This is a genomic window from Paenibacillus xylanilyticus (assembly GCF_009664365.1).
Classification (GTDB): domain Bacteria; phylum Bacillota; class Bacilli; order Paenibacillales; family Paenibacillaceae; genus Paenibacillus; species Paenibacillus xylanilyticus_A.
This window is the reverse complement of sequence record NZ_CP044310.1, coordinates 2,489,310-2,502,329: the sequence shown is the minus strand read 5'-3', so window position 1 is coordinate 2,502,329 and position 13,020 is coordinate 2,489,310. Positions and strand designations below refer to the sequence as shown.

Below are 13,020 nucleotides of genomic sequence, written 5' to 3'. Positions count from 1 at the left end.
CATTATACATGATTAAAAACAAAAAAAACAAGTCACTCTGTCGTTGAGCACTAGGTTTCCCTTTATCAGCAAGGTTGAAACAACCCAAAAAAGCGAAAAAGAACCGCTTCTTCTTTCGCAGAAGAGCGGTTCCTGTCTGATTAAAATAGGTTACCAAGATTAATAATTTCAAGTCTTGTGACTGCTATTCATTAAACAAGGCACGGATAAAGCCCTGCTCGTCTTCGGTTGGGGCAATGAGCGGCAGACGTACAGAACCCACATTCATCCCACGTAACGTCAGTGCATATTTCACTGCAACCGGGTTCGGCAAAGGCTGAGGACACTCAAACAAACCTTTGAACACCGGGAAAAGCTTCTGATGCAATTTCGTTGCATTTTGAGTGTCTCCGCCGACAAAGGAATCAATCATCTGCTTCATCTCTGAACCAACCACATGGCTCGCGACGCTAACAATGCCGTAAGCCCCCACTGTGATTGCTGGTAAGCCTGACGCATCGTCTCCCGTATATACTTTAAAGTGATCGGGTGCACCTGCAGCGACGAGTGTCACATGCTCCAACGAAGCACATTCTTTCGTAGCCACGATATTCGGTATCTGAGCCAGTCGAAGCGTTGTAGCAGCAGACAAACAGGCTGAGGTACGCCCTGGGACGTTATATAGCATCACGGGCAGTTTGGTTGAGCTCGCGATGGCTTCGAAATGTTGGAACATGCCTTCCTGGCTTGGTTTGTTGTAATAAGGAACGACCAAAAGGACCCCATCCACGCCGACACGTTCAGCTTCTTGAGTCAGATGGATCGAATGGGCAGTATTGTTAGACCCTGTTCCGGCAATGATTTTGCATCTTCCTGCAGCATGCTTAACTGCAAACTCAAAAAGCTGCACCTTCTCACTGTCGCTAAGTGTAGGAGATTCACCGGTTGTACCGGACACCACAAGTGCTTCAGATTTTTGATCTGCAATTAAATAGTCTATTAGCCTTGCAGTTTCCTCCCAATGAATCTCCCCCTGTTCGTTGAACGGAGTGACCATTGCTGTAATCAATCTTCCAAAGTCCAATTCGATTTCCTCCTTCAAAACAGGTCTGGCTCCGATCGCTTCTAAATTACAGATGAAGTTCGAATGAGGTATGAAGCGCCCTCAGGGCCTGAACCATATCTTCTTTTTTTACAAGTACCCAGATGGTTGTGTTCGAATCTGCCGATTGCAAAATCTGAATGTCAGCCAGTGTTAACGATTCAACGATTCTTGCCATGATGCCAGGCACACCGTTAATTCCACCGCCGATCACCGAAACTTTGGCACAGCCGGACAGACTTTGAGGTTTAAGACCAATCTCTTGCAATACTTGAATTGCTTTTTCAGAGTCACTGTCAAATACCGTATAGACGACTCCTGAAGGGGTAACATTAATAAAATCAACACTAATCGAATTTTCAGCCATGGTTTTGAAGACTTTCAGCTGCAGCCGGTCTGCGCCTCCAGGTACATCTACTGTGATTTGGGTCACATTGCTAACGTAAGCAATACCCGTCACATAACGATCTACTATGCCTGTCTGCACATCCTGGAAGCCTTCCGGATGGGTAACAAGGGTTCCTTCGCTGTCTGCAAAAGTGGAACGCACGCGCACAGGAATCTGGGATTGCATTGCAATTTCAACTGCTCGGGGGTGAATAACCTTGGCCCCGTGATGCGCCATATTACAGATCTCCGCATAACTCACCACAGTTAACGGACGTGCATCCTCTACAATTCGCGGATCGGCAGTCAAAATGCCGTTTACATCCGTGTAGATATCCACCATCTCCGCATGAAGAGCAGCCCCCAATGCCGTTGCTGATGTATCACTACCCCCACGACCTAAAGTGGTAAAGTCCCCGCTCTCTGTCTGCCCTTGGAAACCCGTAACAATAACAACACGATTCTTTTGAAGCTCCTCCAGCACACGAACAGGACGGACATCCAAAATCCGGGCATTCCCGAAATTGTCGTCCGTCACAAAGCCTGCCTGCGCACCAGTCAGTACAGTGGTGGGGATGTTTTCATGTTCCAGAAGACTGCTGAGCGTTGTAGCTGATATGATTTCACCGCAGCACAGTAATAAATCCTTTTCACGTGCAGACAGCGAATTACCATTTTGTGCTGCCCAGTCGAGCAGTGTATCTGTAGCATAGGGTTCACCCCGGCGGCCCATAGCGGACACAACAATGACAAGACTAAGTCCTGCCTCAAGTTCACGTTTAATATGACGGAGCACGTGCTCTCTCGCCTGAACTGTAGAGAGCGACGTGCCTCCAAATTTCTGTACCATGATACGCATCTTAATTCCTCCATTTGTGTACGCAAGAAGACTGGACACGGTCAAATCAACAAATGGATCAACCCAGGGAGCGTTCCGATGCAATAAATTCAGCAATGATTACGACATTATATGCCGTTTTTCCTCTGTAGATTGCTCAAAGCAATTCACAAACTGAAGCTCGGTTGTACACCGATCACGACATGCATATCTTCATGAACGCATCCCGCTTGCGATCATTTCACTGCAAGCAGGAATGCCCTTCAACGACAGGAACGCGTACACAGAAAGCTGTTAAACTTCCGACATATCGTCCCCCATGATTTTCTTTGTCTACCCTAACCAAGTTCAATTCTTCATGCGTATAACCGTTATCCTGGAACTTCTCCACTGTGAAATCAAACCCGTAAACATTAGTTAAACTTGGTTAATAAACGATTAAGCCTGTGCAGAACGTTCCACAATCATCGGCTGTAACTGTTTACCTTCCAGTGCACTCCAGCATGCTTCCGGAATAAGTTCCATTTTTGCTACTAACGAGTTTGGTTTCTTCACCGGATCATCCTGCCCAAACGGTACAAAGTACATATATTTTGCCACAAGCAGTTTGGCGATGTTCGCGGCATTCAGTCCCAGACCATCATTTGTGGAGATGGCAAGCACGACCGGACGCTGATTCCTCATCTGGGCTTTGGCTGCCATCAGCACAGGGCTATCGGTCATCGCATTAGCCAGCTTACTGGTGGTGTTCCCTGTGCAGGGAGCAATCACGAGCACATCAAGCAATTTGGATGGCCCGAGCGGTTCCGCCTCAACAATTGTAGAAATGATATCATTACCTGTTATATCTTTCAACTGTTTTTGCCAGTTCTGAGCCGTACCAAAGCGTGTATCCGTTGTTAATACCGAATTGGAAATAATTGGAACGACATTTGCACCCTCAGCCACAAACCGGCTAATTACCGGCATAACCTCTTCAAACGTACAATGAGAACCCGTAATCGCATAACCTACCGTTTTACCCTTCCAGTTCATAGTTCAACCTCCCGTGCGTTTTGTTCTTCCAAAAGCAAACGGATCAACACGTCGGCAATAATGCCGCCAGCCGTTTTGGGAGCAACAATGCCGGGGAGGCCTGGCGCTAGAAGCGCTTTGATGCCGCGTTTTTCAGCATATCTGAAATCGCAGCCGCCAGGAGCGGATGCGAGGTCAATAATGACTGCTTTTTGCGGCATTCTGGACAGGATTTGTGCTGTGATTATCATAGTCGGTATCGTATTAAAAAGCAAGTCAACTGCCCCGGTTTGAGCGGCCAAATCCGTTGTCATGAAAGGCTTCCAGCCCATGATGTTAGCCCGGGCCGCATCTTCTTCCCGCCTGATTCCCACCCGTACATTTGCCCCTAGACCCTGGAGCGTTTTCGCCATTGTGAATCCCGTTCGGCCGAGCCCAAGCACAATACATTCCGACCCGTGGATCGTGAAGTCCGTCTCCCGAATCGCCATAGCGACCGCTCCCTCAGCTGTCGGTATCGAGTTGTAGAGCGCAATATCATCACGATCCAATACCTCAATAAGCCGCAATCCGTTATCCACGCACAACTCACGCAAAAATGGCTTTGCCATTCCTGTGAAAACAATACAATGCTCTGGCAATGCCGCTATCTGTTCTTTTTTAAGGAAAATCGGCAAGTCACTGAATGAGGTGCTCACTTTCCCCTGATCATCACATCCAACCACGGGCAGCACCAGCACATCCGCTGATGCCAACACCTCATCCTCCAGCTCATGATGTTCGATCCCCGGAATAGAACGCTCCAGCTTGTCGAAACCGACCACACTCACTGTGGCATCCAGCTCTGCGCATTTTTGAATGACTTCAAGCTGCCGCGCATCTCCGCCCAGGACTACTATCCGGACTCCGGTCAGCATCGGGACGTCACTCCTTTCACCACATGTATGCCTTATCGTATGCAGGGGCCCACAGGGGGGTGAAAACATTTCCTATCTCTTCTTCAAACAAAAAAGGCCTTCCCATATGGGAAGGCCCTTCGTCATTCGTAGCCGTTTATTATTTTCCGGTATGACCGAATCCGCCTTCGCCGCGAACCGTTTCCGAAAGCTCGCTCACTTCGGTTAGTTCAACAGCAGGCACAGTCTGAAACACGATCTGAGCAATGCGTTCACCCCGTACAATAGTGAATGGCTCCTGGCCTAGATTAATCAAAAGCACTTTAACCTCACCCCGGTAATCCGCATCGATGGTACCCGGTGTGTTTAAACAGGTAATGCCATGTTTGAACGCCAGGCCACTGCGTGGGCGAATCTGTGCTTCAAGGCCCGCAGGCATAGCCATAGCCAGACCTGTCGGAATCAGCGTGCGCTGTCCCGGCTGCAGTACAACGTCCTCCTGAAGCGCAGCAACTACATCAAAGCCTGATGCAAGCTCCGACATTTTTTGAGGCAGTTTAATATCTTCATTGCCCGGTAACTTTTGAATTTGAACGTAATGCAACAAAATCATCCCTTCTTAATCCAGCAATGGTGCGATCAGAGGCACCGACCATAGCAAGCGCAAACGGCTCCGCGAACATCAGGTCAAGTACAGCATCGATATCTTCCATCGTTACTTGTTCAATTTTGGCTATCATCTCATCCAGCGTATGGTGTCTGCCCAGCATCAGTTCGTTTTTACCCAAACGATTCATCCGGCTTCCCGTGCTTTCCAAACTGAGAATCAGGCTTCCCTTCAGCTGTTCCTTTCCTTTGCGCAGCTCATCTTCCGTCAGACCGTTAACGGCAAGATCCTGCAGAACCTCTTTGGTCAGATCCAACACTTCTTTCGTTTGTTTCGGTGCAGTACCTGCATATATCGTAAACAGCCCGCTGTCCGCATGAGAACTGTGATAGGAATATACGGAATATGCCAGTCCGCGTTTTTCACGAATTTCCTGGAACAGTCTGGAGCTCATGCCGCCACCAATAGCATTGTTTAATACTACCATGGCAAACTGCAGTGGGTCTCCAATTTTGCAGCCCGGGAACGAAATACAAATGTGGTTCTGTTCCGTTTTCTTCTTGTGAAAGAGCTGCCCGCTCTGGAATTTGGGAACGGTAATCTGTTCGGCCGCACCATGAACGTCAAATGATCCAAAGTGTTTTTCCATCAACTCAATGACACTGTCATCAATATTACCTGCAATACTAATCACGGTGTTCTCAATGGTGTAGTGCTCTTTCATATAAGCACGCAGATCGTTCGAACCCATCGCTTTGAGTCGTTCCTCCGTACCCAAAATCGGGTAAGCCAGTGGATGCTCTCCATAAGCAGCCGTAGCCATCAGATCATGCACCATATCATCCGGTGTATCCTCGTACATTGAAATCTCTTCCAGGATGACGTTTTTCTCTTTGATGAGCTCGCCATCATCCATTTTGGAGCGGAAAAACATGTCAGACAATACATCTACAGCGATAGGCAGATGCTCATCCAGTACTTTAGCATAATAACACGTGTATTCTTTTGAAGTGAACGCGTTTACGTTACCGCCGATAGCATCAAACTGTTCCGCAATTGCCTTGGCATCGTAACGATCCGTTCCCTTGAACAACATGTGCTCAATAAAATGTGATACTCCATTGTTAACAGGCTGCTCGTTGCGCGATCCTGTCTTGACCCATATACCAAAAGACACGGAACGACAGGTCGGAATCTGTTCCATGACTACCCTGAGGCCATTGCCCAGCTGAATTTTTTTCACGGTTGGCCCTCCTACATCTCTATAATTGCCCTGATCTCCAAAAAACGAAATCGACATTTGGTTCCAACTGTTTGATATTAACAAAAAAACGCCGCTCACTCAACCGCTGGAGCTTTTATGCGTTCCGAAGATAACGTCTCACTTACTGTACCAAGAACGAGGCCTTTGGCACGAATCGACTCAATCATGCCTTTCAGTGCTCCTGACGAGGATGCCGTGGGATGCATCAAAATTAACGTACCCGCTTCCACTTTTGCCCCAATTTTATTTACAATGGAAGCTGAACTTGGCTTTCTCCAATCGACGGTGTCCAGTGTCCACAGGACGGTTTGCAACCCCATGCTTGAGGCAATGTCCACCGTTTTTTGATTAAAGTCACCTGACGGGGGAGCAAACCAGCGGTTTTCCACCCCTAGCGTCTCCTTGAGCAGATCCTCTGTCATGCTTATCTCAAGTCTGGCCCGTTCTGCGCTCAATCGACTCATGTTCGGATGAGAATACGCATGGTTGGACATTTCATGACCTCGTTTCTGAATCTCTTTGGCGAGCTCCGCATTTTTCTTTAACCAGCTTCCATCCAGAAAAAAGGTCGCCTTCACCTTCTCGGTATCGAGCGTGTCAAGCATCGGGATGATATACTCATTCCCCCAAGCCACATTAATCATAAACGAAACCATCGGCTTTGCCGGATTCCCCCGATATACCGGATGAGCCCCAAGATCCTTGAGCTGGATTTCCGGTTCAACCTGACGATAAACATATGCAATTTTGGTATTGAGATTGCCACCAAGTGCCTTGCGATACGTGGCTTCCACATCAATCTCCCAGCCGTTATATCCCGGTATCGCCTTCCATACCCTGTCCACTTTGGCGTTGACCGGAGCTACTTTTGTTTCGGCCGCTTTATCCCGGATCGCCGACAACAGGGCATCCTCTCCAGTCGCCTCTTGAAACATATCAAATGCATTTTGTGTCCCCGGGCCATCCCGAATCTCCGTAATGTATGTACGTACACTGCCTACTTGTCCGACCAGTATGACAGCCGCCACACCCGCCAGAACTGCAACCAGCTTTTTAGATTGGTTTTTCACAGTTCCATCCTCCCGCCGTCTTTGTCCCCATCATATGAGGACAAGGGCAAGAATATGAACAAATTCAGGCAGTCTTTCGAAACCCATTACCGTTTCCGATTTTAGGCGTTAAAAAAAGAGCCAGAAATACACATTCTGTCTCTTCATTCAATGGATCTGTAAAAAGTAAGCAGAGCTTAGGACTGTGCCGGAGCTTCAGCCGTCAATACTGCTTTGCGGGACAAGTTGATGCGACCTTGTTGGTCAATTTCCGTTACTTTAACGGTAATGGAATCACCTACGGCTACAACATCTTCTACTTTGGCAACACGCTCTGTTGACAGTTGTGAGATGTGAACCAGACCCTCTTTGTTCGGCAGAACTTCGACAAATGCACCGAATTTCTCAACACGTTTTACTTTGCCGACATAAATCTCGCCGACCAGCACTTCGCGTACGATTCCTTCGATAATCGATTTTGCCTTATCGTTCATGTCCTGGTTGGAAGAAGCGATAAATACGCGTCCGTCTTGTTCAATATCAATTTTAACACCAGTTTCCTCGATGATTTTATTGATAATTTTACCACCAGCACCGATAACATCACGGATTTTATCCGGATTAATATGCATAGTCGTAATTTTTGGTGCATATTGAGACAACTGCTCACGCGGTGTTTTCATTACTTCGGTCATTTTGCCCAGGATATGCATACGGCCTTCTTTGGCTTGAGCCAAAGCTTCGGACAAGATTTGACGGTCAATACCATCAATTTTAATATCCATCTGGATCGCTGTCACACCTTCAGGTGTTCCTGCCACTTTGAAGTCCATGTCACCCAGGTGATCTTCCATACCTTGAATATCACTAAGAATGGATACATGCTCTCCATCTTTGATCAGACCCATAGCCACCCCTGCAACCGGAGCTTTAATTGGTACACCAGCATCCATCATGGCAAGCGTACTTGCGCAGATACTTGCTTGTGAAGTTGATCCGTTTGATTCCAATACTTCTGATACCAGACGAATGGTGTACGGGAAGTCCGTCTCCGAAGGAATAACTTTAGCAAGAGCACGTTCACCCAATGCACCATGTCCAATTTCACGACGTCCCGGAGCACGCAATGGACGAGCTTCACCCACGCTGAATGGCGGGAAGTTGTAATGATGCATGAAGCGTTTGGTTTCTTCCAAGCTGATTCCGTCCAGAATCTGAACATCACCCAATGCACCCAACGTACAAATGCTAAGCGCTTGTGTTTGACCACGTGTGAACAAACCGGAACCATGTGTACGCGGCAGCAATGATGTATCACACTCAATTGGACGAATCTCCGCAAGTCCGCGTCCGTCCGGACGAACCTTATCATGTGTGATCAAGCGACGCACTTCTTCTTTGACAATGTCGTGCAGCACTTCTTTCACGTCTTTGAGCAGTTCAGGAGTTTCGATGTATTGCTCTTCAAAATGAGCAACAGTTTCGTCATTCACTGCATCAATCGCATCTTGACGAGCATGCTTCTCAGCGATTTTAACCGCTTCTACCAAGCGAGCACTCGCATATTCACGTACAGCACTGTTCACTTCAGCATTTACTGCGTGCAGTTTTACAGCCATTTTTTCTTTGCCGGCCACTTGAACTAGCTCTTCAATGACAGCCACAATGTTCTTGATTTCATCATGTCCGAACATGATGGCTTCAAGCATGACTTCTTCCGGAACTTCGTTTGCTTCTGCCTCTACCATCATGATGGCATCTTTGGTTCCTGCAACAACGAGTTCAATTTCACTGACTTCAAGCTGTGCAATGGTTGGGTTAATAATGAATTCGCCATCAATACGTCCAACTTTTACACCACCGATTGGTCCGTTGAATGGTACGTCCGAAATGCTCAATGCAGCCGATGTACCGATCATGGCAGCAATCTGTGGTTCACAGTCCTGATCAACACTCATAACGATGTTAAGAACTTGTACATCATTACGGAAACCTTCAGGGAACAACGGACGAATTGGACGGTCTGTCAGACGACTAGCCAGAATAGCTTTCTCACTTGGTCTTCCTTCCCGTTTAATGAATCCGCCTGGAATTTTACCTACAGCATACAATCTTTCCTCATAGTTCACCGTGAGTGGGAAAAAGTCCAGATCTTTCGGTTCGCTTGATGCTGTAACGGTACACAAAACAACCGTATCTCCGTATGTTACTTTAACAGCAGCATTTGCCTGTTTAGCCAAACGTCCTGTTTCAAGCACAAGCGTTCTTCCACCAAGCTGCATTTCAACACGCTTTTCCATGAAATCCCTCCTTCTAATCGTTCCTAACACATTGGATTCTGCATTTTCTCAGTATTTCCTGCTTGTCCTGCATTCATTAACTTGCAAAACAAAAGCTCCTTGCGGAGCTGTCATCTACAAATATATGGCAACATGTTCATCTACAAAACAACCCGGCTGTAAACTCCGCTTGTCCCTCAATACAGAGGAACGACGGAAAACAGCCAGGTTGGTTTTGAAAACATGTACGATAATTAACGACGCAATCCGAGTTTCTCGATCAGTGCGCTGTAACGTTTAACATCTTTGTTTTTCACGTAAGCCAAAAGCTTACGACGTTGACCTACCATTTTCAAAAGTCCACGACGTGAGTGGTGGTCTTTCTTATGCGTACGCAAGTGGTCTGTCAAACTTCTGATGTTTTCCGTAAGGATAGCAACTTGCACCTCAGGTGATCCAGTATCGGACTCATGAGTTTTGTGCTCGTCGATCAGTTGTTGTTTACGTTCTTGAGTCAATGCCATCCTATTCACCTCCTTCATTATAATCGCCATTAGCCTCGTTACCGCCGGTGAGAGCGTGCAACCAAGCCAAGGTTGTCTGTTGTCTCAAACGACAACGTAGTACATTATATCATAGTTGCCTAACCAAAGTAAATGTAAACATACATTTTACTCAGAATTTCAACCTAAGAGTCTTGCCGCAGTCAAAGCATCTTCCCGAATCTGGCTGATCAGAGCGTCGATGGAGTCAAACTTGCGTTCTTCCCGAATATAGTGAACCAGTTCTACCTTCAGTTCCTCATCATAGAGATGCCCTTCAAAATCAAGCACATGTACTTCAAATGTAGGCTTCATCCCGCTATCGTGGAACGTAGGCTTCACACCGAGGTTCATTACCCCTCGCAACGACTGTTCACCATGATATACGCGTACAGCATACACACCTTTTGCTGGTGCCACATAATGATCTGTCAACTCGAGATTGGCAGTAGGGAAACCAATGGTCCGGCCGCGTTTCTCTCCGTGGATAACGGTTCCTCTGATACTGTAAGGACGTCCAAGCCACTGACTTGCCTCATCCATTTCTCCACGTTTAAGCAAACCACGAATTAATGAACTGCTGACCTTCTCCCCATTAAGCAGGAAAGGAGGCACAGTTTCCACAGCCATCTCACTGCCGCCGAGCGAGCGAAGCATCTGTTCATCGCCGGCTCCCTTGTGACCAAAGCGGAAGTCAAAGCCAACGACCGCCGTTCGTGTCTGAAGCGGAATCAACAGATCATGTACAAACTGCTCCGGTGTCAGATGTGAAAATTCTTCATTAAACTCCACAACATATAACACGTCAACGCCCATCTCTGCCAAGATATCTTCCTTATCTCTCAGGGGCGTCAAATAACCTTCATAATCGCCTTTGCGCATGACTTCCTTCGGATGCGGATGGAAGGTCATTACCGCTGACTGCATGCCCTTTTCACGAGCAATACGGACAGCTGACAGAATGACGCTTGCATGTCCGAGATGCATTCCGTCAAATTGGCCAATGGCCAGCACCTGGGGTTGTCTACGCAATTCATCGGAAGTTAATGTCTGCGGATACGTTAGCATTACGGTTTTCATACAATCATTCACCTGCATTTCACTTAATAGACCGAGCTTAACATCACATGAACCTAAACTCAAGGCCTCTTTATTCCGGTAAAAAAACCTTAACAGCTCGAACTGTTGGTTTATGTTCATCCCGTTCGAAAATACCGAGAAATGTGCCATCCTGAGCATATAACCGCAGAAGCCCTGGCTGTTCCACGGGCGGCTCCAATAAACGTGCAGACAATTTCTGACCTTGGAGAGCGCCTTTGGTGTTATCCTCTGGAACTTTATGGGCAGGCATGTAGTCAACGGCATCATCTACCGAAATCAGCACTTCAGCCAGCGTATCTGCGGACATGTGCTGCTCCACATCCTCAAATCGCAAACACCGATCCGCTGTAATTCCCGCAGAAATGGTACGCTCAAGCTGTACCATGGTAGATGGGTATCCCAGTTCTCGGCCGATATCTACGCACAATGTTCGAATATATGTCCCTTTGGAACATAAAGCACGGAAGGAAATATCTGTCGTATCGCCATGCGTTTCGATTCCGGTCAGTTCAATCTCGTAAATCGTAACCTCACGGCTCTTACGCTCCACTGTTTTGCCTTCACGTGCAAGCTCGTACAGACGTTTACCGTCGACTTTTACCGCTGAATACATGGGTGGAACCTGCGAAATTGTACCCTTAAACTGTTTCAGGACCTCAAGCACCTGTTCTTCGGTAACTTGGACTGGATCTTCCGAACGTTCAACAACCTCACCTGTCAGATCCTCCGTGTCCGTAGACAGGCCCAAGCGTAGTGTTGCCAAGTACTCTTTTGGAAGTTCCTGCATGTATTCGACTACCCTTGTGGCCCGTCCAAGGCAGAGCGGAAGTACACCAGTAACTTGTGGGTCCAACGTTCCGGTATGTCCAATACGCTTCATTTTCAGAATGCGTCGCATTTTGGCAACAACATCATGCGAGGTGAAGCCTGCAGGCTTGTATACAGGCAAAATCCCTTCAAGTGGTTTTACCATTGCGCATTCACCTGCTTCAGCACTTTGGCTACAATCTCTTCCAACTCACCTTCCACACGACACCCGGCAGCCAGTACGTGGCCTCCTCCGCCAAATGTCTGTGCAAGCGCTGCAACATCAACTTTACCTGCCGAACGAAGAGACACTTTTACCGCGTTATTGTTGATGACTTTGAAAAAAATCCCCACTTCTACCCCTTGAATATTACGGGGATAGTTTACAACGCCTTCAAGATCCTCGTTAGCCGCTCCACAAGCAATCATATCTTCCGGCGTAATAACCACCCAGGCAATTTTTCCATCCTCTGTCATTTGCAGACTCGAAAGCGCCTGATTCAAAACCCGAACTTGGGGAAGCGTAACCTGTTCAAGCAAAATTTGCGCAAGGTACGGTCCATTTACACCGTGCTCCAGCAATTTGGATGCTGTTGTCATTACATTGGGACTGGTATTCGCGTACCGGAACCCGCCTGTATCCGTAAGCAGCCCTGTATAGATAGCCGTTGCAGCATCTTGATTCAACGTCACCGGGAACATGTTTACAAAATCAAACAGGATCTCGGCAGTAGCTGCTGCATCCGGCTTAATGATATTAACCGTTCCATAAGCATCATTGGTGGGATGGTGATCAATATTTAGAATAACAGCATCTTCTTCGAAATAATGGCGAGTTAGGCCCACTCTTGCAAAGTCTGCACAGTCTACACAAATCACTGCTTTATATTTACGCTGCGGTGGTTGTTCGGTCATGTTCACGATCTCGTCAGCATTCCACAAAAAACGCATACGCTGCGGGATTTCACCTTCATTGATCATCGTGAATGTCTTCCCCAGACATGACAGCAGCCAGCCCACTGTTACCGTCGAGCTGACTGCGTCACCGTCCGGCTGTACATGCGACACGACCAGGTAATCATCATGCTCCAGCAGGAATTGCTTTCCTGCCTGAAGCGCCTGTTCATAAGTGTGCATTGCCGTCTCCTTTATGCT

Annotated in this window: 12 protein-coding genes; all 12 read right to left on the bottom strand. The window is 47.4% G+C overall.

The genetic code is table 11. The features are described from left to right. Nucleotides 1-184 precede the first annotated feature (184 nt). The 12 genes from dapA to F4V51_RS11275 all read right to left on the bottom strand — a co-directional run bounded on the left by dapA (nt 185) and on the right by F4V51_RS11275 (nt 13,002). Nucleotides 185-1,063: a 4-hydroxy-tetrahydrodipicolinate synthase gene (gene dapA / locus F4V51_RS11335; protein WP_153978034.1), complete on the bottom strand. Its 879-nt coding sequence runs from the start codon at nt 1,061-1,063 to the stop codon at nt 185-187. Between the two features lie 46 nt (nt 1,064-1,109). After that, nucleotides 1,110-2,327, bottom strand: a complete 1,218-nt coding sequence (gene dapG / locus F4V51_RS11330; protein WP_095358586.1) for an aspartate kinase — start codon at nt 2,325-2,327, stop codon at nt 1,110-1,112. Between the two features lie 417 nt (nt 2,328-2,744). Beyond that, on the bottom strand, nt 2,745-3,341 hold the full coding sequence (locus F4V51_RS11320; RefSeq protein ID WP_153978033.1) for a dipicolinate synthase subunit B: 597 nt from the start codon (nt 3,339-3,341) through the stop codon (nt 2,745-2,747). After that, nucleotides 3,338-4,237, bottom strand: coding sequence for a dipicolinate synthase subunit DpsA (gene dpsA, locus F4V51_RS11315; protein WP_095358588.1), 900 nt, complete (start codon nt 4,235-4,237; stop codon nt 3,338-3,340). The genes F4V51_RS11320 and dpsA overlap by 4 nt, the downstream gene beginning before the upstream one ends. Nucleotides 4,238-4,376: 139 nt before the next feature. Beyond that, entirely contained in the window at nt 4,377-4,823 is a 447-nt protein-coding gene (gene dut / locus F4V51_RS11310) for a dUTP diphosphatase (protein WP_170948039.1), read from the bottom strand. Beyond that, nucleotides 4,783-6,066: a M16 family metallopeptidase gene (locus F4V51_RS11305; protein WP_110822591.1), complete on the bottom strand. Its 1,284-nt coding sequence runs from the start codon at nt 6,064-6,066 to the stop codon at nt 4,783-4,785. Before F4V51_RS11305 ends, dut begins: the two co-directional genes overlap by 41 nt. A 95-nt stretch (nt 6,067-6,161) precedes the next feature. Beyond that, entirely contained in the window at nt 6,162-7,157 is a 996-nt protein-coding gene (locus F4V51_RS11300; RefSeq protein WP_153978032.1) for a polysaccharide deacetylase family protein, read from the bottom strand. A 176-nt stretch (nt 7,158-7,333) separates the two neighbouring features. Next, complete coding sequence (gene pnp / locus F4V51_RS11295) at nt 7,334-9,436, bottom strand: polyribonucleotide nucleotidyltransferase (protein WP_153978031.1); 2,103 nt, start codon at nt 9,434-9,436, stop codon at nt 7,334-7,336. Between the two features lie 233 nt (nt 9,437-9,669). Then, nucleotides 9,670-9,939, bottom strand: coding sequence for a 30S ribosomal protein S15 (gene rpsO, locus F4V51_RS11290; protein WP_056700672.1), 270 nt, complete (start codon nt 9,937-9,939; stop codon nt 9,670-9,672). A 159-nt stretch (nt 9,940-10,098) separates the two neighbouring features. Further along, the gene (locus F4V51_RS11285; protein ID WP_153978030.1) at nt 10,099-11,037 is read right to left on the bottom strand and encodes a bifunctional riboflavin kinase/FAD synthetase; all 939 of its coding nucleotides are present in this window, start codon (nt 11,035-11,037) and stop codon (nt 10,099-10,101) included. 70 nt (nt 11,038-11,107) lie between these two features. After that, nucleotides 11,108-12,031, bottom strand: a complete 924-nt coding sequence (gene truB, locus F4V51_RS11280; protein WP_153978029.1) for a tRNA pseudouridine(55) synthase TruB — start codon at nt 12,029-12,031, stop codon at nt 11,108-11,110. After that, entirely contained in the window at nt 12,025-13,002 is a 978-nt protein-coding gene (locus F4V51_RS11275) for a DHH family phosphoesterase (protein ID WP_153978028.1), read from the bottom strand. The genes truB and F4V51_RS11275 overlap by 7 nt, the downstream gene beginning before the upstream one ends. Between the last annotated feature and the right edge of the window lie 18 nt (nt 13,003-13,020).